This is a genomic window from Pseudomonas sp. SWRI22 (assembly GCF_014268395.2).
Taxonomy (GTDB): domain Bacteria; phylum Pseudomonadota; class Gammaproteobacteria; order Pseudomonadales; family Pseudomonadaceae; genus Aquipseudomonas; species Aquipseudomonas paracarnis.
Genome location: NZ_JABWQK020000003.1, coordinates 375029 through 401345 on the forward strand (window position 1 = coordinate 375029; position 26317 = coordinate 401345).

Consider the following 26317-nt stretch of genomic DNA (forward strand, 5'->3'; position numbering starts at 1 on the left):
AAAACAGGCTAACGGCCATCACTTTTTGCGCAACTGATTGATTTAACAGCTCTTCCCTCAATCCCAGCGTTGGCCTGATCCATGCAACCCCACTGCTACACAAAGGTTGATAGAAAAGGGGACCGCATGACCCCCATAAGTCGCAAGAAGTTGGTGGTCGCCCACTCCATGCGAGAGGGGGCGCCCCTGCATGAAATCGAAACCAACCGCGCCCTCGCACGCTGGCTCGCGCAGATCCTGGGTCTCAAGTTCGGTGGCAGTTACGACCCGGCCCTGCATGCGGGTCGGGAATTGTATCTGCTGCCCACGCAAACCCTGGTCGGGCCAGCCCAAGCGCGCCAGCTCAATATCAAGGGGCCACAAGATCTGTGGGGCGGCTATGTCGATCACGCGTTCATCTGCACCAAAGCCATCAGTCACGGGCTGCTGAGTCCCGAGGCCAAGGCGCCCGAAGGCTGGTCGCCGTCATTCTGCGAGCGTGTGCGTGACGTGGTGTTGGACGGTGTGAGTGTGTTCGCCCTTGAGGATGCACGGCCTGCCGCGACCCGCTTGCTCTACAGCGGCCCGATTCGTCTGAAACCCGTAAATGCCTGTGCAGGGCGGGGGCAGGAAGTTATCCACAGCCTGGATGAGTTCGACGCGATAGTGGCGCGCCCGGAAGCGGCCCGAATGTTCAATGAAGGTGTGGTGCTGGAACAAGACCTGCGCGCGGTGGTCACCCACAGTGTAGGCCAGAGCTTTATCGGCGCTCACCTCTTCAGCTACTGCGGCGAGCAGCACCTGACGCAAGACGGGCAGGGGGAAGAGGTCTACGGCGGTTCCGATCTGCTGGTCGTCCCCGGTGATTACGCTGCCCTGCTCAAACTGGATCTGCCTGAAGACGTGCGTGAGGCCATCGAACAGGCGCTGGTTTTCGACCGTGCTGCGAATGAGGCCTACCCAGGCTTCTTCGCCTCGCGCCGCAACTACGACATCGCCCAAGGCCTGGACAGCACAGGCCAGCGCCGCAGTGGTGTGCTCGAACAATCCTGGCGCATGGGCGGGGCCAGCAGCGCGGAAGTCGCGGCGTTGCAGAGTTTTATCAACCATCCGGGCCTTAAGGCCATCCGTGTGTCCTCGGTAGAAACCTATGTAGACCAGGCGCTGCCGGCGGATGCCATCGAGGTATACCGAGGCCCGGCCGAAAACAGCGACTTTCTACTCAAGTATGTGACGGTCAAGACTTATGACGGCTAGAAGCGAGAGCATCACCATCGATATAGACGACGAACAGATGAGCGGGACATTCCTCAGTCCCAAGTCCAAAGTGCCCGGCGTGTTGTTCGTGCACGGCTGGGGCGGCAGCCAGGAGCGCGACCTGGAGCGGGCCAAAGGCATCGCAGGCCTTGGATGTGTATGCCTGACCTTCGACCTGCGTGGCCATGCTGGCACCGGCATCCCCTTGTCCCGCGTCACCCGCGAAGACAATCTGCGCGACCTGTTGGCCGCTTACGATCGCCTGCTGTCCCACCCGGCTATCGACACCTCGGCGGTGGCAGTGGTGGGCACCAGTTATGGCGGGTACCTCGCGGCGATCCTCACCTCATTGCGCCCGGTACGTTGGCTGGCGCTGCGAGTGCCGGCGCTGTACCGCGACCAGGAATGGCTCAAGCCCAAGCGCGACTTGGATAAAGCCGACCTGATGGATTACCGTGGCACCCTCGTGCACGCCGAAACCAACCGTGCACTGCATGCCTGCGCGCAATTTACCGGCGATGTGCTGATTGTCGAATCGGAAACCGACGACCATGTGCCCCACGCCACCATCATGAGTTACCGCGCAGCGTGCCAGCAGACCCATTCGCTGACCCACCGCATCATCGACGGCGCCGACCATTCCCTGAGCGACCCGGTGTCGCAGCAGGCGTACACCTCGATCCTGGTGGACTGGATTACCGAGATGGTGGTGGGGGAGCGGTTGAGCATCATTCAGGCCCGATAGTCGTTGCCCTTGTGATCGCTATCGCGGGCAAGCCTGGCACCACCTTGGAATGCATTCCCCTGTGGGAGCCGGGCTTGCCCGCGATAGCGATTCAACAATCACCACCGTCTCATCAGGCTGTTTTCTTAACCCGCAACGCCTTGGCCTTGGCCTCCACCCCCAAATACATCACCAGTGCAATCAACAACGGGCAGATAAAGTAAATCGCCCGATACGCGATCAGCCCCGCCAGCAAACTCCCCCGCGACGCCTCATGTTGCAACAGCGCAATGAACACCGCCTCCAACACCCCCAACCCGGCGGGGATGTGGGTGACCACTCCGGCAATCGCGCTGATCAACAGCACGCCTAGCACCAGTGGGTAATCCAGTTTGGCCGGCAGCAAGGTAAAGATCACCGCGGCCATCAATGACCAGTTCAACGCACCCAGGGCCAACTGCAAACAGGCCATGCGCAACGACGGCAAGTTGATCTCGATACCGCGAATCGACCACGCACGCTTTTTCGAAAACCGGCACGCCGCCAGGTAGCCCAGGCTCGCGATCACCAATAACACCCCGACACCTTGCAAGGCGCCGGTGCTGAGCTTCCAGCCTGGCGGCAGGGTCACCAACCCGCTGCTGAACACCACCCCGGCCAACACCATATAGCCGAACCAATTGGTGGCCAGGCTCAGGCCGAGGATCTTGGCGATATTGCTGGTGCTCACGCCCAGGCGTGAATACAGCCGATACCGCATGGCGATGCCGCCGACCCAGGCGCTGAGGTTGAGGTTGAACGCGTAGCTGATGATGCCCACCGGTAATATCTGCTTCCAACGCAACGGCTGGCGAATGTAGGTGCGGCCGATCAAATCGAAGCAGGCATAGACGATAAAACTGCACAGCGTCAGCGCGCCGGCGATGAACAATGTGCGTAGCTTGAACTCGCTCAGGGTCTGGAACACTTCGCTCCAGTCGATGCGCCGGGCGAGCAGGGTAAACAACACGATCAGCAGCACGAAGAACGCAATCGTCAGCGGTTTCTTCCAGCGCTTGAACCCCGAGGCTTGCGTTTGGGGGCGGGCTTCAGACGTCATGGGGCGTGGCCTCAAAAGGTTTCAAGCGCGGTTTGTGGGCCGGCAACCAACTGGCCAGTACCGGGAAATGGCGCATCACATGAAACACCAGGAAACCCACGGTCAAGCGCCAGAGCCACAGGCGTGGCTTGCGCTTTTCCGGCATGGTCTGGCAATGATTGTGGGCGAGGGCTTCCAGGCGTTCGTAGAGCTGCTGATTGAAAGCCCGGTCGCGAATCAGCACATTGGCCTCCAGGTTCAATGCCAGGCTGAGTGGGTCCAGGTTGCTCGAACCGACGGTGCTCCATTCGTCATCCACCAGCGCCACCTTGCCGTGCAGTGGGCGTTGGCAGTATTCGTGAATCACCACGCCATCCTTGAGCAGATAGTCATAGAGCATGCGCGCGGCAAGTTTTGCCAACAGCACGTCGGGCTGGCCCTGCATGATCAATTGCACCTGCACGCCACGGCGCGCCGCGTTACGGATCTCGCGAAGCAGGCGATAGCCGGGGAAGAAGTACGCGTTGGCGATCACCACCCGCTGCCGGGCCTGGCTCAAGGCGTGGATATACGCGTCTTCGATGTCGTCACGATGCTGGATATTGTCGCGGTAGATCAGGCGTACCAGGCCGTCGCCTGGCTCGTTCGTCCAGGGTGAAGGCCGCTGCTGGCGCCGCCGCCAACCGCGACGGCTGCGCACCTGGCGGCCACTTTGGGCAAGGGCGAAATGGTGCAGGTCGGCCACGGCCGGGCCGATCACCTGCACGGCGTAATCCTGCTTGGCTTCGGGGCCGAAATCCGCCAAGTGGTCAGCAGAAAAATTGATCCCGCCGATAAACGCCACGCGGGCATCCACCACCACAATCTTGCGGTGCAGGCGGCGAAACCAGTTAGTGCGTATGCCGAAGGTCTTGGGCGCCGGGTCGAACATTTGCACCATCACCCCGGCTTCGGCCAACTCCCGCAGGAAGCCCGGGCTCAGCTCGCCGCAACCAAAACCGTCGAGGCTGACCACCACCTTCACCCCGCGCTGGGCCGCCTCGATGAGGATGCTGTGCAGCTCAAAGCCGACCTTGTCTTCAAAAAGGATGAAGGTCTCCAGCAGGATCTCGCGCTCGGCGCTGCGCAATGCCTCGAACACGGCAGGAAAGTACGCCTCGCCGTTCTCCAGCAACACCACCTGATTGCCGCTCTGCCAGCCGTAATCCAGATCTCGCGCCTTGCTGTCATCTGGCGGTTGGTCTGTGGCGATATGGTCTACCGCAACGTTCATAGCTCAACCTCCACCGACAGCGGCACATGGTCTGATAAATGGGACCAGGGACGAGTGGTGAGCACGCGAGGGTTGTGCACCGTCAGGTTGCGCACATAAATGCGGTCCAGCGGCAGCAACGGCAGGCGTGCCGGGAAGGTGCGCGCCGGTTTGCCGAGGGTGTGCATGAACACTTCCTGCAGGCCGCTTTGGCTCAGGTCGGCTTTTTGCCGCCAGTCGTTGAAATCGCCAGCGACCACCAACGGCGCATCGGCGGGAATCTCGCTGATACGTTGTTCCAGCAAGCGCAATTGTTGTTGGCGATGCACCTCGCGCAAGCCCAGGTGGATGCAGATCGCGTGCACCTGCTGGCCGCTGCCCGGCAGGCGCAACACGCAATGCAGCAGGCCGCGGTTTTCATGGCCGCTTTGCGAAATATCGAGGTTGTCGTAGCGGATGATCTGGAATTTCGACAGCAGTGCATTGCCATGATCGCCATGGGGGTACACCGCATTGCGCCCATAGGCAAACTGCGGCCAGATGCTGTCGGCGAGGAATTCATACTGCGGCATTTTTGGCCAGTCGCTGTAGCGCTGGGGATGGCGTTCGTGAGTGCCATGGATCTCCTGCAAGAACACCATGTCTGCGCCCACGCTGCGCACCGCTTCACGCAGCTCGGGCAAGATGAAACGGCGATTCAGTGCGGTGAAACCCTTGTGGATATTAACCGTCAGCACCGTGAAACGGGTGATGGCGGTGGTCGGCGGGGTGGGGATCAGCTCTGGATGCGTCATGGCAATACTCCTGGTTCCGGCAGCCGGCCAGGTTCGGTGAGCAGGTGTTGGTCCAGCCCGAAACGTTGCAGCAATTGGCGTGCATCGAAGGGGGCGCGAACTTTGATGTCGTTGTCGAAAAAGCAGAACACGTCACGGTGTTTACGCCTGCGGGGTGTGTGGTGCGGGTCGACGAGGTGTGCATCGGCAGGCTGCTTGCCCTGGGCCCAGCGCTCGATGCGGTCGCCCCAGCGCTGGAGCGCTTCGGCGCTATAACCGCTGGCGTATAACTGCTTGTCGCCGTGCAAGCGCAGGTACATGAAGTTGGCGGTCACGTCTTCCACGTACGGCCACTTGCCGGCGGTGTCCGCGACCACCAGCGCCACACCGTGCTTATCCAGCAGTTGGATGAACTCCGGCACGGCAAAAGTCTTGTTGCGAATCTCCACGGCATGGCGCAAAGGCTTCTTGGCATAGGCCTTCATGCTCGCCTTGCCGTTCAGGCGTGGCTCATGCTGGCGGGCGAGGGCGGCTGCCTGCTGGGTATCGGTAGGTAATTCAGCCAAAAAGGTTTCGAACAGCGTGGCGTCGAATTTGAAGCTGGGCGGAAACTGCCAGAGGATGGGGCCGAGTTTTTCTTTGAGTTCCAGCACGCCGGAAGCGAAGAAATTCGCCATCGGCTTGTGCACGTCCCGCAGGCGCAGGATATGCGTGATGAAACGGGGCGCCTTGACACTGAACAGGAAACCTTCGGGCGTATCGGCATACCACTCGGCGTAGCGCTTGGGGGTTTGCAGCGCGTAGAACGAGCCGTTGATTTCGATACTGTTGACGGCGCGTGACGCAAACTGCAACTCGCGTTTCTGGGTCAGCCCTTCGGGGTAAAAGTCTCCGCGCCAGGGCGTGTAGCGCCAGCCGGAAATGCCGATGTGAATCGCCGCCATGTTTACTCCCGTGGATGGTGGGTGAGGTGACCTCCGTTATGGGATGACTGCGCTATTTGGCTGAAAGTTTCCACATTCCTACAGGCGGTAATAGGGGTGAAATGCGGGAGGGGCATTGCAAATGCAGGGAACGATAAAGGCCCCAGCTCGTCAGTTCCTTACAGACCCTGCTGAAGGAGCTTGCTGTTTTGCTGAATTTAAAGACTGCATTACTGCTCGGCGCGCTGCTGCTCTGCGGCAATGGCGCATTGCTGGCGGCGGCCTCTGCGCCTGCTGCCGACACACCCGCCAAGCCGGAACTGCTGGTAGAAGGCGGGTTGCTCGGGGCCATCAGCTCCAGCATCGACGACGTGCAGAACAAGCTCGACCTCGACCAGAACCTCATCGACGCCTGGCGCCTGCGTGCTGATCGCGCCGCAGACGAAGTAGGGCGCCTGGTAGACCAGACAGCCGCACGCTCGCCCTGGAGCGTGGCCGGCGATTTCCTGCTGTTGTCCGGCGTGTGGGCCGGTGCCTTTGCCCTGTTGACGATGCTTGGGCGTCTGGTTGTGCAACGATCGAGCCGCCGCCCGTTCCTTGCGCGGCGTCAACGGCTGCAAGGCTTGCTGAGCTATGTGGTGCCCTACACGATTCCAGCGCTGATCTGCCTGCCGCTGACCCTTTATGTCAGTCACTTTTTACCTGCGTCTGTCGGCCGAGCCCTGGCACTGTGTTTTGCCTACGCCACCAGCAGTGGCATCTTTTCCACCTCGCTGTTGCTGTGCGTCATTGTCATGTTCAACGTCGGGCACAAGCGGCCTGCCGTGCAGATCATTCGTGACTATTGCCCCAAGCCGCTGTTCCTGATCGGCTTTCTCGCGGCCCTCAGCGATGCGCTGACCAGCCCGCAAATCGCTCGTCAGTTGGGCGGCAATATCACCAGCAGCATCGCCGTGTTTACCGGCCTGTTTGCCGCGGTCATCTTTGGCGTGCTGGTGGTACGCCTGCGGCGGCCGGTGGCCCATTTGATCCGCAATCGGCCGTTGGCCCAGCGTCTCAAACATCCAGCATTGCAACAGTCGCTGCGGGTGTTTTCCGGGCTCTGGTACTGGCCGATTCTGTTGATGGTGCTGGTGTCGGCGGTCAACCTGATTGGTGCCGGTGACGACAACCAAGAGGCCCTGCGCTGCGCGTTGCTCACCACCTTGTTACTGATCGGCACGGTGTTTCTCAGCACCGTGCTGCAACACCTGTTCAAGTCCCGCAGCCAGGTATCGATCCAACGCAGCAGTGCCTACAAGGAACGCTTCCTGAGTTTGCTGCACGCAATTTTGCGTATCGTCATGGCCATCGCGTTTATCGAGATACTCGGGCGTATCTGGGGCGTTTCGCTGTTCGAATTCGCCCAGCGCAACTCGGTGGGCCGGGCCATCAGTGATTCCCTCAGCAGTATCGGCCTGATCCTGTTGGTGACCTGGCTGTTCTGGGTGGTGCTCGACACCGCGATCCAGGAAGCCCTCAAACCACCGGTGAATAAGCGCTCCAGTCGCCAGCCCAGTACCCGGGTGAAAACCATCCTGCCGCTGCTGCGCAATGCGGTGAAGATCATCCTGGTGGTGATCTGCGCGATCACCACCATGGCCAATCTGGGCATCAATGTCGCGCCGTTGCTGGCGGGCGCCGGGGTGGTGGGACTGGCGATCGGTTTCGGTTCCCAGCAACTGGTGCAGGACGTGATTACTGGCCTGTTCATCATTATCGAAGACACCCTGTCCATCGGCGATTGGGTGGTGCTCGACTCTGGTCACGCTGGCACCGTGGAGGGCCTGACCATCCGCACCCTGCGCCTGCGTGACGGCAAGGGGTTTGTGCATTCGGTGCCGTTCGGGCAGATCAAGGCGGTCACCAACCAGTCCCGTCAATTTGCCTATGCCTTCTTCTCGGTGCAGTTCACCTACGACACTGACGTGGACAGGGCCGTGGAGCTAATCCGCGAGGCCGGCCAATCGATCCGCGACGATGTGTTCCTCAAGTACAACCTGCAAGGGCCGTTGGAAGTGTTCGGGGTGGACAAGATGGACCTCAATGGCGTGGTGCTCACGGCGCAGTTCCGCACGGTTTCGGGTGGCCAATACGCAGTCAGCCGTGCGTTTAATCAGCGTTTGAAAAAGCTTGTGGATAACTGTGATGAGGTGCATTTTGCGCAAACTTATCCACAGCAGGTGTTGTTGCCTAAGCGTGTGGCGCAGGAGCATGAGCAGGATGCGGTGGTGTTGACGGAGCAGCCCAGGTCTCAATGATGAAGGTGGCTGTCCTGGCCCCATCGGGAGCAAGCCCCTCCCACATTGAGATTTGTGAACACGTTTCAAGTGTGGGAGGGGGCTTGCTCCCGATGAGGCCCTCAAGGTCAGCGCCTGATCAACTTCTCCTGCACCGCTTGCTGATCCACCTCCAACAAAACTTGCTGCTTGCCCCCTACCATCACCGCCGCCGGCACCCCATCACGGTACACAACCCGATTACCGCTTACCGCTGGCACCTTGGCTCCCGGTAACAGCGTGCCGACAAGATTCAACGGATCCGCCCCACACACCGCAATTAAACTCCCATCATGGGGCCGCCGCCGCACCTCGCGCAGCAACGGTATCGCCTCCGGCAATGCAAACTGCTCTCCCGCCATCCCACTGACAAACCGCCCGCCACGGATCTCGCCTCGCGCCTCCAACCGATGGAAGGTGCGCAGCAACTCGCGCCAACTCGGTAACCAATCCGCCTCGCGCTCCAGCAGCCGCCAGAACACCACGCCATAGCGGCGCAGCAGGGTCATCGCCACATGCTCCAGGGTCTCGGCCGTATGCGCGCCGGCGGCGGTCGCCGAGCGGCGAACCAAGGCCCAACGCCCGGCGTCGTCCATACCGCCGACAAACGCCCCGCGCCCACGTCGACTGCTGCGCGCCTGGCGTTTGCTCGCGGGGGTGGTCAAGGCGCGCAGGCCGGCGAAGCTGTCAGCATTCACCAAGCCGGCGCCTACCAATTCCTGCAAGGCTGTCTCCAACTCGCTGGGCAGCAAATGGGCCTCGTGTACCAGTTCATCGAAAAACAGCGCGCCATGCTCGCGCAGGGCCAGGTGGACCTTCTGCGTCTTGGGCGACAACGTGGTGCTGTCGGTAGGCTCGGTCAGTCCGCTCCACAACGCTACCTGGCTACGGGGGAGCAAAACCACGGGGGTGCTGCGCAATGCCATGGCGCCGGCCTTGTTGCTCAGGCGCGTCCAGACCAGCTTGCCGCTGCGGCACAGGTCATCGAGCCAGGTCGATGAGTAATCCTTGATGCGGGCGCTGAGCAGGTCTGTGTCCCAGGCTGACGTGGCGGCGGCATAGCCTTCGAACTGGCCGACGATTTGCGGCAACACGGCGCTGCCCTGGCCGCGGGTGCTGTCGGACAGGTGTTGCCAATCGAACAGAAAGCGCATGAAATCCTGCAATGCCACCGGCTCGATTTCCCGGCGCAGGCGCTTGACCGTGTAGCGATGAATGCGCGCCAGCAAATGACGTTCGCACCATTGTTCTTCACCCACGCCGGGGCTGAAGTGACCTCGCAGCACATAGCCTTCTTGTTCCAGGCGTGCCAGGGCCTGGGTAAGCGCCACCACCGGTAATGCCAGGGGCGCTGCGATCTCGACCAGGGTCAGTGGGCCAAAACCACTCAGGCGCGCACGTAGCACTTCCACCAGCGCTTCATCAAAGGACCAGGGCTCATCGAACCCCGGCAGCAACGGCAGATCGTTGGGATACAGCGCCTGCAAACAATTCAAGCGCTCTACGGCGACCCACATTCCGTTGGGCAACTGATAGGCCCGCCCGGCCTTGCGCAAGGCCTGCAACCATTGGGCCCATTGCGGCGCAACTTCGCCCGCTGCGATGCACGCCAGGCTCATCAACGCTTCATGCATTTCATCCAGGCCATTGGGCGCCGGCCAGGCTTCTTCGCGTACACCGGCGATGGCGTCGGCATCCAGGGCGCCCAAGTCGTCGGTGCTCTGCGGGTCGCTCCAGCGTCGGTTGAGCACGGCCTGGGTGCGGCGCTCTTCCAGGGGGGCGTCGTCGAGGAAGGTATAGGGTTTAGCGCTGAGGATTTCTGCGGCCATGGGCGAGGGCGCGGGCAGGTCGCGGCTGATCAACCGCACGTCGCCGCGTTCCATGCGCCGCAGCAGCGCCAGCCAGGCGTCGCTGTCCATGGCCTCGTGCAGGCAGTCGTCGAGGGTTTGCTCCACCAGCGGGTGGTTGGGGATTTCGCGTTCGCCGGAGAGGTTTTCCAGGCAGGCGATCTGGTCGGGAAATACGCTGGCGATCAGGTCTTCGCTCTTCATGCGCTGGATCTGCGGCGCCACCTTGCGCCCGCCGGTATAACGCGGCAGCGCCAGGGCCACGCCGGCATTCCAGCGCCAGCGCACACCGAACAGTGGCGCATCCAGCACGGCCTGGATCAGGATGTGCTCGGCACTGTTGCTGTTGAGGTAACGCCACACCTCATCCAGCGCGAAGCTGTGACTGGTGGACAACGACAGCACGATGGCATTTTCACTGGCCGCCGCTTGCAACTCGAAATTGAAGGTACGGCAAAAGCGCTTGCGCAAGGCCAGGCCCCAGGCGCGGTTGATGCGGCTGCCAAACGGCGTGTGGATGATCAGTTGGGTGCCGCCGGACGCATCGAAAAACCGTTCCATGATCAATGTGTCCTGGGACGGCAAGGCGCTCAAGGCCTGGCGCGACCGGGCGAGGTAATCCAACAGTTGGTCGGCGCTGGCGACATTGAGACCCAGGGTGCCGGTAAGCCAGTCGAGGGCCGGTTGCAGGTCGCCGGGCGTGGCGCCGAGCAAGCTGTCCAATTGCCCTTGCAAGCGGGCCACGGCCACCGATAACTCGTTGCTGCGCCCGGGCGCTTCACCCAACCAGAACGGAATGGTCGGGGGTTGGCCCTGGGCGTCTTCGACCCGCACCTTGCCGGCTTCGACACGCAGGATGCGATAGGAGGTATTGCCGAGCTGGAAGATATCCCCGGCGATGCTTTCCACCGCAAAGTCTTCGTTGACGCTGCCGATATTCAGGCTTTGCGGCTCCAGCAACACGCTGTAGTCGGCGTTGTCGGGGATCGTGCCGCCGCTGGTTACCGCCGTGAGCCTGGCGCCACGGCGGCCGCGCAGGGTGTGGGCCACGGCGTCGCGGTGCAGGTAGGCGCTGCGCATGCCCTGGCGGCCGTTGTAGCCCTCGCTGAGCATCTGCAAAAGGGCCTGGTAGTGGCGTTCATCCAGTTCGGCGTAAGGCGCGGCGCGGTGGATAAGCGCCAGCAGCGCCTGTTCCGGCCATTCCTGGGCGCTGACCTCGGCGATGATCTGCTGGGCCAGTACATCGAGCGGTGCCACCGGAATATGCAAGGTATCCAGCTCGCCACGGCGCACGCAGTCGAGCAGCGCGGCGCACTCGATCAGGTCGTCGCGGGTGGTGGCAAACAGGCGCCCCTTGGGCGTGCCACCGACCTGGTGCCCGGAACGGCCGACCCGTTGCAGGAAGCCGTTGATGGAACCGGGTGAGCCGATCTGGCACACCAGGTCCACTTCGCCGATATCAATCCCCAGCTCCAGGGACGCCGTGGCGATCAACACTTGCAGTTCGCCGGCCTTGAGGCGCTGTTCGGCATCCAGGCGCATCTCCTTGGCCAGACTGCCGTGGTGAGCGGCCACGGCGGTCTTGCCCAGGCGCTCGCTCAAGTGCCGGGCCAGGCGTTCGGCCAGGCGTCGGGTGTTGACGAATACCAGGGTGGTGCGGTGTTCACGTGCCAATTGCGCGAGGCGATCGTAGACCAACTCCCACACGTCGTTGGCCATCACCGCCGAGAGCGGCACCGGCGGCACTTCGATCGCCAGGTCACGGGGGCGGGCGTGGCCGATATCCACAATGGCGCAATCACGTTCGGTGCCAACTAAAAAGCGTGCGACGGCTTCGATGGGTTTTTGCGTGGCCGACAAGCCGATACGGGTCAATGGCTCGGCACACAGCCCTTGCAGGCGCTCCAGGCTCAAGGCCAAGTGGCTGCCGCGCTTGCCAGCGGCGATGGCGTGGATCTCATCGACGATCACCGTACGTGTGCTGGCGAGCATGTGCCGGCCGGAATCCGAGCCAAGCAGCACGTAGAGCGATTCAGGAGTGGTTACCAGGATATGCGGTGCGCGTTTGCGCATCTGGGCGCGGTCTTTTTGCGGGGTGTCGCCGGTGCGCACAGCGGTGCGGATTACCAGCGGCGGCAGCCCCCGCTTCTCTAGATGTTCGGTAATGCCGGCCAGCGGGTTTTGCAGGTTGATCTGGATATCGTTGGATAGCGCCTTGAGCGGCGACACATACACCACCAGGGTTTGGTCCGGCAGTTCGCCGCCGTTGGCCAGGCCTTGGTGCACCAGGTCGTCCAGCACCGCCAGGAAGGCCGTCAGCGTCTTGCCGGAGCCGGTGGGCGCGGCGATCAGCGTCGAGCGGCGCTGGCGGATCAACGGCCACGCCTGGGCCTGGGCATTGGTCACCGAAGGAAAGGTACTACGGAACCAAGTGCTGACGGCGGGGTGAAAGCCGTGCAAACCCTTGTCCGTTGATTCGGGAAGGTTCATTCACCCTATATGCAACCGGCGGGGCCAAGTTGCAACCCCGCACTTTATCCGTGACGGTTGCGCTACAAACCCGCAAAATGCAACGATTCTGGCAACTACCTACGGCAAGGCGCACATGCCTGTCGATAATAACCATCGTTCCAAACAGACCGGGCCTGCTCAATCTATGCGAATGCGCCTTATGTTACTGGGCGGCGGGAATGCCCTCGGGCAGGCGCTGATTCGCCTCGGTGCGGAGGAAGACATCGGTTTCCTCGCCCCCAAACCGCCCCAAGACGGCTGGGATGCCGCAAGCCTCACCCAATTGCTCGACGACACCCGTCCCGATGCCTTGATCAACCTCGCCTACTATTTCGACTGGTTCCAGGCCGAAGCCGTGAGCGAAACCCGCTTGGCCGCCCAGGAGTTCGCCATCGAACGCCTGGCCGAGCTGTGCCAGCATCACAGCATCACCCTGCTGCAACCGTCCAGCTACCGCGTATTCGATGGCTCCCGCGCCACGGCCTACAGCGAGAAAGACGAGCCGGTGCCCCTGGGCCTGCGCGGCCAGGCGTTGTGGCGTATCGAACAAAGCGTGCGCGCTACGTGCCCGCAGCATGTGCTGCTGCGGTTTGGCTGGTTGCTCGATGACAGCGTCGACGGCACGCTCGGGCGCTTCCTGGCCCGGGCCGAGAACGCCGACGAGCTACTGATGGCCGACGACCGCCGGGGCAACCCGACGCCGGTGGACGATGCGGCGCGGGTGATCATCTCGGTGCTCAAGCAACTCGATTGCGCTGCGCCGCTATGGGGCACCTACCACTACGCCGGCCACGAGGCGACTACCCCGTTGGCGCTGGGGCAGGCGATTCTGACTGAAGCGCGCAACTTCCATCCGCTGGCCATCGAGTCCCCCACCGCCCAGGCTCACGCAGCGCGGCCGGATGCGGCGGATGAACCGCAGCATGCGGTGTTGGCCTGCAAGAAAATCCTCCACACCTTCGGCATCAAGCCCAGGGCATGGCGGGCAGGCTTGCCGGCGCTTCTGGATCGCTTCTACCGCCATAGCTGACACCCTCAAAACCAAAATGTGGGAGGGGACTTATGTGGGAGCTGGCTTGCCTGCGATAGCATCACCTGGGTATCACTGATACACCGTGGTGTCTGCATCGCGGGCAAGCCCGGCTCCCACATAAGCCCCCTCCCACATGGGTTATGCGGTGTGGCTTAAACCGAACTCAGAACTTGTAGCCGATACCCACCATGTAAACCATCGGGTCTACATCCACATTGACCTTGGCCCGAGTGCCCTGGCCCAGCGCGTTGTTATCCACAGTCGCTTTGGTGCTGATGTCGATGTAGCGCGCCTGGGCGTTGATCATCCACTTGTCGTTGATCATGTAGTCGGCGCCGATCTGTGCAGCCCAGCCCCAGGAGTTCTCGGCCTTGAAGTTGCTGAAACCAGCCTGTTCGGCGCGGCTGCCCACGTGCTCGTCGTAGATCCAGGTGTAGTTGATACCGGCGCCCACATACGGTTGGAACGCGGATTTGTGATCCAGCGGGTAGTACACGACGCTCAAGGTCGGCGGCAGGTGCTTCAGCGTGCCGAGCTTGCCATTGGCGGCGCCCAGGGCGGTGTTCTTGATCTTCACGTCATGCTCGAACGGCGTGGCCGCGAGCAATTCGATGCCGACGTGGTCGGTGATCATGTAGGCGAAGTTCAAGCCCAGTTGGGTGTCGCTGCTCATGGTCGCCTTGCCGCCCAGATTGGTGCCGGCCAATGGGCCCTGGTCAACCTTGACGCTGCTGCTGTCGGCCTTCGGGTTCACGGTAATTGCACCGGCGCGAACCAGAATATCGCCCGCCTGGTGAGCGTGAGCGACGGGGGCGACGAGGGCGAGCGCGAAGAGGGACGCGCCGAGCAGAGACTTGTTCATGGGAGCTCCAAAGGACGTTTAAAAGTTGTACGTCCAATGGTAAAGATCGTTCCGTACGGTCTTTTGACTCAGCTCAATGAAAGGGTGATCAGTCACTTGCGCCACTGATCTAAACCTGTGGGAGCTTCGGTGTGTGGGGTTATTCCTCGAGCTCGTACATGTAAATCTTCTGAGCGTCCATCTGGTAACCAGCGTCCGCCAATTCGCTGGACGATGGCTTGACCTGCATCGCGCCCTCGATCCAATACGGCTGATACAGCTCATCGAGCTTCACCCCCACCTCGCTTTTCACATGCACGATCTGGTTCGACGGCGGTGGCGGCACATGGATACAGGCGCCGAAATACGGCACCAGCAGAAACTCCGTGGTGCGGCCTTCTTCGCTGACTTCCAGGGGCACGATATACCCCGGCAGGCGAATGTGCTGGCCATCCAGGCTCTGTACCACTGGCGCGTTAGGCATGTCCTGCTTGGCCGCCGGCGCGGCTTCGACGGACAAGGCATCGGCCATGTTCGACAGGTCGTGCAGCGGCTTCATATTGGGCACTTCAGGTGGCGCATCCGGCGGGATCATCTCCTGCCAGGACAGATCCTTGGGCTGTTCCTGCGCCCAGGCAGGCACGGCTATCAACAACAACAGGGCAAACAGGGCACGACGCATCGAAGCCTTCCTCATAAACGGATGGACAGGCCATCGGCCAAAGATTGGCGGTAGGCGCGCCACGCGGGCACGCTGCCCATCAACAGGGCGGCTGCCAGGATACCGGCGAGCAACGTCCATTCATATTCGCTCGGCCACGACATCGGCAGGTCCAGACCGTAGTTGGCCTGCAAATAACCCCGCGAGGCGGCGATGCACAGGTACAGCAACCCCAGGCCCGCCACCACGCCAGACAAGGCCAAGGCGAAGGCTTCGAAGATCAGCAGCGTTGCGATGTGCCAAGGCCGCGCGCCCACCGACCGCAGGATCGCCATCTCGCGGCGACGCTCGTTAAGGCTGGTGAGGATCGCCGTGAGCATGCCGATCAAACCGGTCAGTACTACGAACAGCGAGATCACAAACAAGGCTTTTTCGGCAGTGCCCATCATGCTCCAGAGTTCTTGCAGCGCGACACCGGGTAGGATCGCCAGCATTGGCTCGCCACGGAATTCATTGATCTCCCGTTGCAAGGCGAAGGTGGAAATCTTGTTGTTCAGGCCGAGCATGAACGCGGTAATGGCCTGCGGCGTCAGGTCCATATTGCGCGCCTGGTCAGCACTGATGCGGCCTTTGCCCTGAGCCGGCACACCGTTGTGCCAGTCGATATGGATCGCTTCCATGCCGCCGAGGCTGATATGCAGCGTGCGGTCCACCGGCGTGCCGGTGCGCTTGAGAATACCGACCACCGTGAACGGCTTGTCGTCATGCTTGACCAGGCTGACCACCGCCACGCCGTGGGCCAGCACTAGCTTGTCGCCGAGTTTGTAATGCAGCGCGTCGGCCACTTCGGCGCCGAGCACCACCTCGAACGGGTCGGTGGCGAAGGCGCGGCCGCTGGCCAGCTCGAGGTTTTGCTTGCGCCCGTACTGGTAGTGCTCGAAGTAGGATTCGTTGGTGCCCATCACCCGGTAGCCGCGGTGGGAGTCGCCGAGGGAGATCGGGATCGCCCATTTCACTTGAGGGCTGGCGGCGAAGTGCTCGTAGCTGTCCCAACGGATGTTGTTGGTGGCGTTGCCAATGCGGAACACCGAATACAGCAGCAGGTTGACCGAGCCGGAACGGGCACCGACGATCAGGTCGGTGCCGCTGATGGTGCTGGCGAAACTGTTGCGCGCCTCGACGCGCACACGCTCCACCGCGAGCAGCAAGCAGACGGAAAGCGCGATGGCAAACGCGGTGAGGATCGCGGTAAAGCGGCGGTTAGCCAGGCTGGCCATGGCTAGACGGAACAGATACATCTCAAACCTCTGCGGGCATGGCGGCGCGATTGAGTTCGGCCAGCGACAGGTTGCGGTCGAACAGCGACGCCAGGCTTTGGTCATGGCTGACAAACAACAGGCTGGCGCCCGCTTCGCGGCATTCTGCGAACAGCAACTGCAGGAAGGCTTCGCGGGCGTCGTAGTCCAGGGCCGAGGTGGGTTCGTCGGCAATCACCAGTTCCGGTTGTCCGATCAGCGCTCGGGCAGCGGCCACCCGTTGTTGCTGGCCGATGGACAGCGAATCGGCACGGCGTTCCAGCAGGCTCTGGTCCTTCAAACCCAAATGTGCGAGCAAGGTCGCCGCGGCCTGGTCGACACTGCCGTGGCGCTGTTTGGCCCGTTGCGCGCGCAGCTTGGAAAAGTGGCATGGCAGCTCGACGTTCTCGCGCACCGACAGAAACGGCAGCAGGTTGAACTGCTGGAAGATATAGCCGGTGTGGTCCACACGGAAACGGTCACGAGCACCGGCCGAGAGTTCGGTCAACTCCTGGCCGAGCAGGCAGATGCTGCCCTGGCTGGGCTTCTGCACGCCTCCCAACAGCCCGAGCAGAGTGGTCTTGCCACTGCCGCTCGGGCCCTTGAGGAACAGGGTTTCCCCGGGTTCCAGGCGGAACGCGGGAATGTCCAGCAACTGCGGGTGACCGGGCCAGTGGAAGCCCAGGTCGGACAGTTCGATTAACGCTTGAGTCATGGGAAGTCAGTGTCGCCTGGTAGTCGAAAATGGCGCCGATCCACTGTGGGAGCTGGCTTGCCTGCGATGGCATCGCTACGGTGTGCCTGCTGCACCGCATCGCCTGTATCGCAGGCAAGCCAGCTCCCACAGGGACTGTGCTTTCAAGTCAGAACTTCAGGGTGGCGGCGGTGGCCGTCGCTTCAACACCTTGCTGACCGCTAGGGCCGATCAGTTGTACCTGAATTTTCTGCGTGGCGGGGAAGGTCTTGAACACTTGGCTCAAGTCCAGGTTGCCCAGGGCCGCCGGCGTGGCGCAGGTGAACTGGTAATGGGCGTGGATTTCACTGTGGTCGTGATCATGCTTGTGGGCGGCTGCGCCCTTGCCGTCGGTGGCGTGGTCATCGTCGTCATGCTCAGCTTCTGGTTTGTCACCGAACAACGGGCTGTTGAGTTCCTGGCTGCTGACCACGCAACCTGCGGCCTTGGGCAGGTTGAACAGTGCCGATGGATTTTCCAGCTGCTTGCGTACGGCGGCGACCTTGGCTTTGTCGGCGGCGCTGGTGGCGGCATGTTCGAAACCCACCAGGTTCATGGCCGGGCTGTCCAGTTCCAGCTCCAGGGCCTGGCCGTCCAGTACTGCATTCAGGCGCCCGACGCCATGTTCATGGGCGCCGAGGCTGCCGTGCTCGTGGTCGTGGTCTTCGTGAGCATGAGCGACAGCCAGTGGCAGCAGGGCAAATGGCAAAGCAAGCAGCAAACGGCGCATGAGAGGGCTCCAGGATGAAAGTTTTGTTATGTGATCTTATAACAATTGATCCAAGAGTTTGACCGCCCGCTTGGTGTTGCGCAAGCTGCATGGGAGCATGCCCGTCAGAAAAATGCAGGAGTAAGGACGATGTTGCGAATTCGTGGAACCATCGGCGACCTGCCGGTGGACTTGACCCTGGAGCTGGACGACGGCGATTGGGCGCGATTAGGCGCCCAACTGCAGGCCGCTCCAACGCCCAGCGCACCGGCTGCGGCGCCGGTCAAACAGAACGAAGACCTGTGGCAGAACGCCCAGGATTTGCTACGCACGGCCGGGCAACTCAATGGCCTGGAATTGCTCGATCAACTCGAAGGCTTGGCTGGCGATGCCGGGGCGGGCAAGCGCCTGCTGGTGCGCCTGCGCCACAGCGCCAAGGTGAAGGTGAGCAGCGGCGGGGATACGCCGCTGTACAGTTGGATCGGTGATTAATACAACGCGGCAAACAACTTGCGGCGGTACACCGTGACCAGCGGGTGATCATTGCCCAGCAATTCGAACACCTGCAGCAAGGTCTTGTGGGGCAGGCCTTCGCTGTAGCTGCGGTTGCGGATAAACAACTTGAGCAAACCTTCCAGTGCCGCGTCGTATTGCTGGCGCGCCAGTTGCTGGATCGCCAACTGATAGGCCGCTTCGTCATCCTGCGGGTTTTGCGCCAGGCGGCTTTTCAGCTCGGCAGCGTCCGGCAAATCCGCAGCCTGGCGAAGGAAGGTGATTTGCGCCTTGGCCCCGGCCAGGGCGGCCTTGTGGTCGTCGCTCTTGACCGCGTCGAGCACGGCCTGGGCTTCACCCAATTCACCGCGTTCGGCCAGGCAGCGTGCATACAGGATCAGAGCGGCGGCGTTGGTATTGTCCTCGCCCAACAATTGCACCAGCAACGCTTCGGCCTCGCTGATACGCCCTTCGCTGAACAGCGCCTGAGCCTGCTCCAACGGATCCGCCGCAGCCGGCGGTGGCATTTGCACATGGGGCTCCAGCATCGCCCGCACTGCCGACTCCGGCTGTGCACCGGCAAAACCGTCCACCGGTTGGCCATCCTTGAACAGCACCACCGTCGGCAGGCTTTGAATGCCAAAACGCGCCACGATGTCCTGTTCGGCTTCGCAGTCGATCTTGGCCAGCAGCAACTCACCCTGATAACTCTCGGCAATCTTCGCCAGCATTGGCATCAATGCTTTGCAGGGGGCGCACCACTCGGCCCAGAAATCGACCAATACGGGCTTTTCAAAGGAGTTCTGGATAACGGCCTGGTCGAAGTTGGCGGTGGTGACGTCGAAGATGTACGGCGTGGGCTCACTCATGGGGCGTCTCGAATAAAGCGGGAATGGGGCAACTATAAGGGCTGGCGAGGTTGGCTGAAAGCATCCTGGATTCAAGACCGCTATCGCAGGCAAACCAGCTCTCACCTTTGAAATGCATACCCCTGTGGGAGCGGGCTTGTCCCGTCGCAGTCAGTTAAGCGGCCATCGCCTACTGTAGGAGCGAGCTTGCTCGCGAAAATCGTCAACGATAACGCGTGCTTGCTGAATGAACGCGGCGCCTGTGAGTTTTTCGCGAGCAAGCTCGCTCCTACAAAAAAACCTTAACTGACTGGCATTGGGGCTTGCCCGCGATGGCCTCAAGCGCGCCGCGAATGGTACAGGCTCACCTTGCGAAACTCCCAAGGCTCGGCCAGGTCCGGCAGGGTCAAAGCCTCGAGGATCTCCAACCGCTGATAATCCGGATGCTGGAAGTCCCGTACCCGTGAATCCGCCACCAGCGCTTCGCGGCCGCGGGTGAGGAACTGATCCAGCAACGGCAGGTTGGCGCGGTCGTAGAGCACGTCGGCCACCAGGATCAGGTCGAAGCGGTCGGCTTCGGCAAAAAAGTCTGCCGAATAACTCAGCGACACCTGGTTGAGCTCGGCATTCGCACGGCAAGCGGCCAAGGCCAGTGAGTCCAGGTCGCAGGCCACCACCTCCAGGGCCCCAGCCTTGACGGCGGCGATCCCGGCTACTCCCGAACCTGCGCCGAAATCCAGCACGCGTTTGCCGGCGACCCACTCGGGATGCGCCGCCAGGTAGCGGGCCAACGCCAGGCCGCTGGCCCAGCAAAAGCTCCAGTAGGGCGGCTCATGCAGGATGCGCCGGGTTTCTTCCTGGCTGAAGGCGCGGTCCATGTTGTCGGCGTCGAGCAGCCACAGCGACAATTCGGTGCCCGGCAGTGGGCAGGGCACTAATTGCGCGTCGCCGATCAGTTCGCTCAAGGCACGCTGCAGGTGCAGCGGTGGTGTCATGGTGCCTTGACGAGTTGCAAGGGGCCGGTGCTCTGGGTGATCGCCTGGGTGACGCGCACGGCGGGTAGATGCAGGATCAACTGGCCGGACTGGCTGGCGCGACCGCGCAATTCCACGCGGGCACCGGCCGGGAAGGCTTCAGGGTTGAAGCGCAGGCGGAAGGCCAAGGGCTTGCCGTTGCCGCTCAGTACGCTGCTGGCGAGCAGTTGCTGCGGGCGCGAACGGTCGTCGATCACCAAGAGCGCCATCTCGACTTCGGCACCGGCGGGCACGTTGGTCAGGCTGCCGCTGATTTCGCGCTGATAGGCGGGCAGGGGGCCGAGGTCTTCAATGCCCGGGACTTTTTTCTCTTGCGCCGGTGTTGGTTGAGGCGCGGCCGGCTTGGGGGCTTCGCTGCTGCAGGCGACCAGAAAACTGAACAGGCTGAGTAGAACGAGTGGTCGTAACTGCATGTACGGCTCCAGAAAGGACAAAATCCGTGGCTTAAAAAATATCAAACATATAAGCCTGCCTATATACCGTAAAGGCTATGGCTTGTCTTGCCACAGGGATGCGCTACCATGGCCCTCCCATTTTTTGTTGCCTGCCAACCATGCACTGTCCCTTCTGCGGTGCCAACGACACCAAGGTCATCGACTCGCGTCTGGTCGCCGAGGGCGACCAAGTGCGTCGCCGGCGCGAATGCCTGGCCTGTGGTGAACGTTTCACCACCTTCGAAACCGCCGAACTGGTGTTGCCGCGTCTGATCAAGTCCGACGGCAGCCGCCAGCCTTTCGACGAAGAAAAACTGCGCGCCGGTATGCAGCGCGCCCTGGAAAAACGCCCGGTGAGTGTCGAGCGCCTGGAAGCGGCGCTGGTGCATATCAAGCACAAGCTGCGGGCGACCGGCGAGCGCGAGGTCAAGAGCCTGGTGGTCGGCGAGTTGGTGATGGGCGAGCTGCAAAAGCTCGACGAAGTCGCCTATATCCGTTTTGCCTCGGTGTATCGACGCTTCCAGGACCTCAATGAGTTCCGCGAAGAGATCGACCGCCTGGCCCGTGAGCCCTCCAAACAATGACATCTGAACAGGCTGTGCTTGACGCCCACTACATGGCCCGCGCCCTCGAATTGGCGCGCAAGGGCCTGTACACCACCCACCCCAACCCGCGGGTCGGCTGCGTGATAGTGCGTGACGGGCAGATTGTCGGCGAAGGCTGGCATGAGCGCACCGGCGAGCCCCATGCCGAGCCCAATGCCCTGCGCGCCGCTGGCGACAAGGCCCGTGGCGCGACAGTGTACGTGACCCTTGAACCGTGCAGTCATCATGGCCGTACGCCGCCCTGTGCCGATGCGCTGGTGACCGCCGGCGTCGCGCGGGTGGTGGCTGGCATGCAGGACCCGAACCCCGAAGTGGCTGGCCGAGGTATGCAGCGCCTGGCCCAGGCGGGTATCGAGGTGCGCAGCGGTGTGCTGGAAACCGAAGCGCGGGCGCTTAACCCCGGCTTCCTCAAGCGCATGGAGCACGGTCTGCCGTTTGTGCGGGTCAAGCTGGCGATGAGCCTGGACGGCCGCACGGCGATGGCCAGCGGCGAAAGCCAATGGATCACCGGTCCCGCCGCCCGTGCTGCGGTGCAACGCTTGCGTGCCGAGGCCAGTGTGGTGTTGACCGGTGCCGACACGGTACTGGCCGACGGTGCCCGCTTGACCGTACGCGCCGCCGAACTGGGCCTGGACGACGCAACCACCGCCCTGGCCATGTCGCGCCCGCCGTTGCGCGTGCTGATCGATGGCCGCCTGCGGGTGCCGCTCAACGCACCGTTCTTCAAGGCCGGCCCGGCATTGGTCATCACCTGCGTGACTCCGGAGAACCAGTTCCCCCGGGGCCCTGAGTGCCTTGTGGTTCCAGGTGTGGAGGGCCAGGTTGACCTGCGCTCGGCATTGGTCGCCCTGGCTGCCCGTGGCGTCAACGATGTGTTGGTGGAAGCCGGCCCAAGCCTGGCCGGCGCGTTTGCCCAACAAGGCCTGGTGGATGAATACGTGATATTCATTGCCGGCAAGTTCCTCGGCTCCGCTGCCCGCCCGTTGCTGGACTGGCCGCTTGATAAGTTGGCCGATGCTCCCCAACTCAAGATCACCGAAATGCGCGCTGTGGGCGACGACTGGCGAGTCACTGCCATCCCCGTCCCAGCAGTGAGCGTATAATTCCCGGCCTGCGCTTGAGCGTCAGCCCCCTCGTTTTCAGGAGAACGAAATGTTCACCGGCATTATCGAATCCATCGGCAGCATCCGTGCAATGACCCCCAAAGGCGGGGATGTCCGCCTGCTGGTTGAAACCGGCAAGCTGGACCTCGGCGACGTCAAGCTGGGCGACAGCATCGCCGTCAGCGGCGTGTGCCTGACCGTCATCGAGCTGCCGGGCAACGGCTTTGCTGCCGATGTCAGCCGGGAAACCCTGGACTGCACCGCGATGAACGATCTTGCGGCCGGCAGCCCGGTCAACCTGGAAAAAGCCCTGACGCCGACCACGCGCCTGGGCGGTCACCTGGTCAGCGGCCACGTCGACGGCGTCGGCGAAGTGGTGGCCCGCAGCGAGAACGCCCGCGCGGTGGAATTCCGCATCCGCGCGCCCAAAGAGCTGGCCAAGTACATCGCCCACAAAGGCTCGATCACCGTCGACGGCACCAGCCTGACCGTGAACGCCGTGAATGGCGCTGAATTTGAACTGACCATCATTCCCCACACCCTCAGCGAAACCATCATGGCCTCGTACCAGCCGGGTCGCCGGGTGAACCTGGAAGTCGACTTGCTTGCCCGTTACCTGGAGCGCCTGTTGTTGGGCGAAAAGGCCGCAGAGCCTGCATCAGGCAACATCACCGAAAGTTTTCTGGCCGCTAACGGCTACCTGAAATCCTGACCAAGGGGGTGCCGCGTGGCGCTCAATAGCATCGAAGAACTGGTTGAAGACATCCGCCAAGGCAAGATGGTCATCCTCATGGATGACGAAGATCGCGAGAACGAAGGCGATATCATCATGGCCGCCGAAGCGTGCAAGCCCGAGCACATCAACTTCATGGCCAAGCACGCCCGGGGGCTGATCTGCATGCCCATGAGCCGTGAACGCTGCGAATTGCTCAAGCTGCCCTTGATGGCTCCGCGCAATGGCTCGGGTTTCGGCACCAAGTTCACCGTATCCATTGAAGCCACCACGGGCGTCACTACTGGCATTTCCGCCGCTGACCGCGCCCGCACCGTGCAAGCCGCTGCCGCGAAAGACGCCAAGGCCGAAGACATCGTCAGCCCCGGCCACATCTTCCCGCTGATGGCCCAACCGGGCGGTACCCTGGCCCGCGCTGGTCACACCGAAGCCGCCTGCGACCTGGCGCGCATGGCCGGTTTCGAGCCAAGCGGGGTGATCTGCGAAGTGATGAACGACGATGGCACCATGGCCCGTCGTACTGAACTCGAGGCCTTTGCCGCAGAGCACAACCTCAAGATCGGCACCATCGCCGACCTGATTCACTACCGGATGATCCACGAACGTACCGTTCAGCGGATTGCCGAGCAGCCACTGGACAGCGAGCTGGGCCAATTCAATTTGGTGACCTACCGTGATTCAGTGGAAGGCGACGTGCACATGGCCCTGACCCTGGGCAACATTTGCGCAGAAGAACCGACCCTGGTACGCGTACACAACATGGACCCACTGCGTGACCTGTTGATGGTCAAGCAGCCCGGTCGCTGGAGCCTGCGCGCCGCCATGGCTGCGGTTTCCGAGGCCGGCAGCGGTGTGGTGCTGTTGCTCGGTCACCCGCTCGATGGTGATGTGCTGCTGGCGCACATCCGCGAAACCGCCGACGCCGTGCCGGTGAAAAAACCGACCACCTACAGCATCGTCGGTGCCGGTTCGCAGATCCTGCGCGACCTGGGCGTGCGCAAAATGCGCCTGATGAGCGCACCGATGAAATTTAATGCGATATCCGGATTCGACCTGGAAGTTGTAGAATACGTGCCCTCCGAATAAAGGCTGGCGATTTTTGCCCCTTGTTCGCGGTTAAATCATCACTGAGGGACGCACTTTTCGCGTCCCGGCTCTTTAAGAGATTTGTCGAATGACCCTGAAGACCATCGAAGGTACCTTCATCGCCCCCAAAGGCCGCTATGCCCTGGTGGTTGGCCGCTTCAACAGCTTCGTGGTTGAAAGCCTGGTAAGCGGTGCGGTTGACGCCCTGGTTCGCCACGGTGTGAGCGAGAGCGATATCACCCTTATCCGTGCCCCTGGCGCCTTCGAAATTCCACTGGTTGCGCAAAAAGTTGCTCAGCAGGGTGAATACGCGGCGATCATCGCCCTGGGCGCGGTCATTCGTGGCGGCACCCCGCACTTCGAATACGTAGCCGGCGAATGCACCAAGGGCCTGGCCCAGGTGTCCATGGAGTTCGGCGTGCCAGTCGCTTTCGGCGTACTGACCGTGGATTCCATCGAGCAAGCCATCGAGCGTTCCGGCACCAAGGCCGGTAACAAAGGCGCTGAAGCTGCCTTGTCCGCCCTGGAAATGGTCAGCCTGCTGTCGCAGTTGGAGGCCAAGTGATTTCCGACGATAGCGATCAGTTCAACCCTCAGGACCCGCGTCCTGCCGATGCCGGCAAACCGTCCAAGAGCGAGAAGCGCCGCAAGGCGCGTCAACTCGCGACCCAGGCGCTGTACCAGCGTCACCTGGCGGGCGCTTCGCTGAACGAAATCGAGGCACAGTTTCGCGTCGATAACGATTTCACCTTCGCCGACCAGAGCTACTTCCATGACATCCTGCACGGCGTGCATGCCAACCTGACCGAGATCGACACAGCCCTGGCGCCATGCCTGGACCTGACCATCGAAGAACTCGACCCGGTTGAGCTGTGCGTGATGCGCCTGTCCACCTGGGAGCTGCTCAAGCGCGTCGACGTGCCGTACCGCGTCGTGATCAACGAAGGCATCGAACTGGCGAAAGTCTACGGTTCGACCGATGGCCACAAGTTCGTCAACGGCGTGCTCGACAAGCTGGCCCCGCGCCTGCGTGAAGCCGAAGTGAAGGAACACAAGCGCTAATCTGCGCTTGATTCCTCAATGGGTGAGTTTGAGCTGATCCGCACATACTTCGCCGCCGCGCCTTGTGCGCAAGGCGGCGAAGGCATTGCCCTGGGGATCGGCGACGACTGCGCCTTGCTGGCGCTTCCCGCCGGGGAGCAACTGGCAGTCTCCACCGATACGCTGGTGGCTGGCGTGCATTTTGCCGACCCCTGTGACCCGTTCCTGCTCGGCCAGCGCTCGCTGGCCGTGGCGGTGAGCGACCTGGCCGCCATGGGCGCCCACCCCCTCGCCTTTACCCTTGCCCTGACCACGCCGAGCGTCGAAGCCGATTGGCTGCAACGCTATGCCCAAGGCTTGAACGCCATGGCGCAAAGCTGCGGCGTAGGCTTGGTGGGCGGCGATACCACCCGTGGGCCGCTGAGCCTGACCCTGACCGTGTTCGGCCGTGTGCCGGCTGGCCAGGCCTTGACGCGCAGCGGTGCACAGCCGGGTGATTTGCTGTGTGTGGGCGGCGAGTTAGGCAATGCCGCTGGCGCCTTGCCGCTGGTATTGGGGCAACGCACGGCTGACGTAGCAATCGCCGAGCCGCTGCTGGCGCATTACTGGTCGCCGCAACCGCAGCTGGCCCTGGGGCTGGCGCTGCGGGGCAAGGCGACAGCGGCGATGGATATCTCCGATGGGCTGTTGGCTGACTGTGGGCATATCGCCAAGGCGTCAGCGGTGCGCCTGGTGGTTGAGCGCCAGCGGTTGCCGTTGTCCGAGGCCTTGCTGGCGTTTGTCGGTGAAGACCAGGCTCAAGTAGCGGCGTTGAGCGGGGGCGACGACTATGTGTTGGCGTTCACCTTGCCACCGTCCGAGTTGGCGCCGTTGCAGGCGGATGGCTGGCCGGTGCATGTGGTCGGTCGGGTCGAAACGGGGCACGGCGTGACGCTGCTCGACGGCGACGGCCAGGACATCACCCCGGCCGTGCGCGGCTACCAGCATTTTCGCCAGACGCCCTGAGC

The 26317-nt window shown here is 62.3% G+C and carries 25 protein-coding genes; 12 read left to right on the forward strand and 13 right to left on the reverse strand.

The features are described 5' to 3' along the window. The first annotated feature begins 126 nt into the window (after nt 1-126). Both HU730_RS24730 and HU730_RS24735 read left to right on the forward strand, forming a co-directional pair. Complete coding sequence (locus tag HU730_RS24730) at nt 127-1236, forward strand: DUF3182 family protein (RefSeq protein ID WP_186527197.1); 1110 nt, start codon at nt 127-129, stop codon at nt 1234-1236. After that, complete coding sequence (locus HU730_RS24735; RefSeq protein WP_019818878.1) at nt 1226-1981, forward strand: alpha/beta fold hydrolase; 756 nt, start codon at nt 1226-1228, stop codon at nt 1979-1981. Before HU730_RS24730 ends, HU730_RS24735 begins: the two co-directional genes overlap by 11 nt. A gap of 112 nt (nt 1982-2093) precedes the next feature. Here the strand turns inward: HU730_RS24735 and HU730_RS24740 are convergent, their stop codons facing one another. From HU730_RS24740 to HU730_RS24755, 4 genes are read right to left on the reverse strand one after another with little or no spacing between them, the layout of a single operon-like run. Continuing rightward, a complete protein-coding gene (locus HU730_RS24740; RefSeq protein WP_089042534.1) occupies nt 2094-3059 on the reverse strand; it encodes a lysylphosphatidylglycerol synthase domain-containing protein in 966 nt (321 codons plus the stop codon). Beyond that, nucleotides 3049-4311: a cardiolipin synthase ClsB gene (clsB, locus tag HU730_RS24745; RefSeq protein WP_034125924.1), complete on the reverse strand. Its 1263-nt coding sequence runs from the start codon at nt 4309-4311 to the stop codon at nt 3049-3051. Before clsB ends, HU730_RS24740 begins: the two co-directional genes overlap by 11 nt. Continuing rightward, nucleotides 4308-5084 carry an endonuclease/exonuclease/phosphatase family protein gene (locus HU730_RS24750; protein ID WP_032895083.1) on the reverse strand — a complete coding sequence of 259 codons (777 nt, stop codon included), beginning with the start codon at nt 5082-5084 and terminating at the stop codon, nt 4308-4310. The genes clsB and HU730_RS24750 overlap by 4 nt, the downstream gene beginning before the upstream one ends. After that, nucleotides 5081-6007, reverse strand: a complete 927-nt coding sequence (locus tag HU730_RS24755; protein WP_054896945.1) for a DUF72 domain-containing protein — start codon at nt 6005-6007, stop codon at nt 5081-5083. The genes HU730_RS24750 and HU730_RS24755 overlap by 4 nt, the downstream gene beginning before the upstream one ends. Nucleotides 6008-6195: 188 nt before the next feature. Between HU730_RS24755 and HU730_RS24760 the strand changes: the two genes are divergently transcribed. Then, entirely contained in the window at nt 6196-8286 is a 2091-nt protein-coding gene (locus HU730_RS24760) for a mechanosensitive ion channel domain-containing protein (RefSeq protein ID WP_186527198.1), read from the forward strand. 107 nt (nt 8287-8393) lie between these two features. Here HU730_RS24760 and HU730_RS24765 read toward each other — a convergent pair whose 3' ends face one another. Then, nucleotides 8394-12641, reverse strand: a complete 4248-nt coding sequence (locus tag HU730_RS24765; RefSeq protein ID WP_186527199.1) for a DEAD/DEAH box helicase — start codon at nt 12639-12641, stop codon at nt 8394-8396. 166 nt (nt 12642-12807) lie between these two features. On the opposite strand from HU730_RS24765, the gene HU730_RS24770 reads away from it, so the two are divergent. Next, nucleotides 12808-13692: a sugar nucleotide-binding protein gene (locus HU730_RS24770; protein ID WP_054896955.1), complete on the forward strand. Its 885-nt coding sequence runs from the start codon at nt 12808-12810 to the stop codon at nt 13690-13692. A gap of 166 nt (nt 13693-13858) precedes the next feature. Here HU730_RS24770 and HU730_RS24775 read toward each other — a convergent pair whose 3' ends face one another. The 5 genes from HU730_RS24775 to HU730_RS24795 all read right to left on the reverse strand — a co-directional run bounded on the left by HU730_RS24775 (nt 13859) and on the right by HU730_RS24795 (nt 17955). After that, a complete protein-coding gene (locus HU730_RS24775; protein ID WP_014720136.1) occupies nt 13859-14557 on the reverse strand; it encodes an OmpW family outer membrane protein in 699 nt (232 codons plus the stop codon). Nucleotides 14558-14696: 139 nt separating this feature from the next. Continuing rightward, on the reverse strand, nt 14697-15218 hold the full coding sequence (locus HU730_RS24780; protein ID WP_054896942.1) for a DUF3299 domain-containing protein: 522 nt from the start codon (nt 15216-15218) through the stop codon (nt 14697-14699). Nucleotides 15219-15229: 11 nt separating this feature from the next. Next, nucleotides 15230-16495, reverse strand: a complete 1266-nt coding sequence (locus tag HU730_RS24785) for an ABC transporter permease (RefSeq protein ID WP_186527200.1) — start codon at nt 16493-16495, stop codon at nt 15230-15232. Between the two features lies 1 nt (nt 16496). Further along, nucleotides 16497-17207 carry an ABC transporter ATP-binding protein gene (locus HU730_RS24790; protein ID WP_186527201.1) on the reverse strand — a complete coding sequence of 237 codons (711 nt, stop codon included), beginning with the start codon at nt 17205-17207 and terminating at the stop codon, nt 16497-16499. Nucleotides 17208-17355: 148 nt separating this feature from the next. Continuing rightward, nucleotides 17356-17955, reverse strand: a complete 600-nt coding sequence (locus HU730_RS24795; protein WP_054896939.1) for a DUF2796 domain-containing protein — start codon at nt 17953-17955, stop codon at nt 17356-17358. Between the two features lie 129 nt (nt 17956-18084). On the opposite strand from HU730_RS24795, the gene HU730_RS24800 reads away from it, so the two are divergent. After that, a complete protein-coding gene (locus HU730_RS24800; protein WP_186527202.1) occupies nt 18085-18426 on the forward strand; it encodes a hypothetical protein in 342 nt (113 codons plus the stop codon). Here the strand turns inward: HU730_RS24800 and trxA are convergent. The 3 genes from trxA to HU730_RS24815 form a co-directional block, all read right to left on the reverse strand. Next, nucleotides 18423-19295, reverse strand: coding sequence for a thioredoxin (gene trxA / locus HU730_RS24805; RefSeq protein ID WP_019818859.1), 873 nt, complete (start codon nt 19293-19295; stop codon nt 18423-18425). The two genes, HU730_RS24800 and trxA, sit on opposite strands and share 4 nt — an antisense overlap. Before the next feature lie 317 nt (nt 19296-19612). Next, nucleotides 19613-20269: a 50S ribosomal protein L11 methyltransferase gene (locus HU730_RS24810; protein WP_186527203.1), complete on the reverse strand. Its 657-nt coding sequence runs from the start codon at nt 20267-20269 to the stop codon at nt 19613-19615. Beyond that, nucleotides 20266-20721 (reverse strand): YbaY family lipoprotein, encoded by a 456-nt coding sequence (locus tag HU730_RS24815; RefSeq protein ID WP_003194586.1) that lies wholly within the window; start codon nt 20719-20721, stop codon nt 20266-20268. The genes HU730_RS24810 and HU730_RS24815 overlap by 4 nt, the downstream gene beginning before the upstream one ends. Nucleotides 20722-20861: 140 nt before the next feature. On the opposite strand from HU730_RS24815, the gene nrdR reads away from it, so the two are divergent. The 7 genes from nrdR to thiL all read left to right on the forward strand — a co-directional run bounded on the left by nrdR (nt 20862) and on the right by thiL (nt 26315). Beyond that, on the forward strand, nt 20862-21326 hold the full coding sequence (nrdR, locus tag HU730_RS24820) for a transcriptional regulator NrdR (RefSeq protein WP_019818855.1): 465 nt from the start codon (nt 20862-20864) through the stop codon (nt 21324-21326). Then, nucleotides 21323-22450: a bifunctional diaminohydroxyphosphoribosylaminopyrimidine deaminase/5-amino-6-(5-phosphoribosylamino)uracil reductase RibD gene (gene ribD, locus HU730_RS24825; protein WP_019818853.1), complete on the forward strand. Its 1128-nt coding sequence runs from the start codon at nt 21323-21325 to the stop codon at nt 22448-22450. The genes nrdR and ribD overlap by 4 nt, the downstream gene beginning before the upstream one ends. Nucleotides 22451-22499: 49 nt before the next feature. Further along, nucleotides 22500-23162, forward strand: coding sequence for a riboflavin synthase (locus HU730_RS24830; RefSeq protein WP_014720128.1), 663 nt, complete (start codon nt 22500-22502; stop codon nt 23160-23162). A gap of 15 nt (nt 23163-23177) precedes the next feature. After that, the gene (gene ribBA, locus HU730_RS24835; protein ID WP_003194579.1) at nt 23178-24269 is read left to right on the forward strand and encodes a bifunctional 3,4-dihydroxy-2-butanone-4-phosphate synthase/GTP cyclohydrolase II; all 1092 of its coding nucleotides are present in this window, start codon (nt 23178-23180) and stop codon (nt 24267-24269) included. 88 nt (nt 24270-24357) lie between these two features. Then, on the forward strand, nt 24358-24834 hold the full coding sequence (gene ribE, locus HU730_RS24840) for a 6,7-dimethyl-8-ribityllumazine synthase (protein WP_003194576.1): 477 nt from the start codon (nt 24358-24360) through the stop codon (nt 24832-24834). Beyond that, entirely contained in the window at nt 24831-25331 is a 501-nt protein-coding gene (nusB, locus tag HU730_RS24845; RefSeq protein WP_186527204.1) for a transcription antitermination factor NusB, read from the forward strand. Before ribE ends, nusB begins: the two co-directional genes overlap by 4 nt. Nucleotides 25332-25349: 18 nt before the next feature. Next, nucleotides 25350-26315 (forward strand): thiamine-phosphate kinase, encoded by a 966-nt coding sequence (gene thiL, locus HU730_RS24850; RefSeq protein WP_186527205.1) that lies wholly within the window; start codon nt 25350-25352, stop codon nt 26313-26315. The last annotated feature ends 2 nt before the right edge of the window (nt 26316-26317 follow it).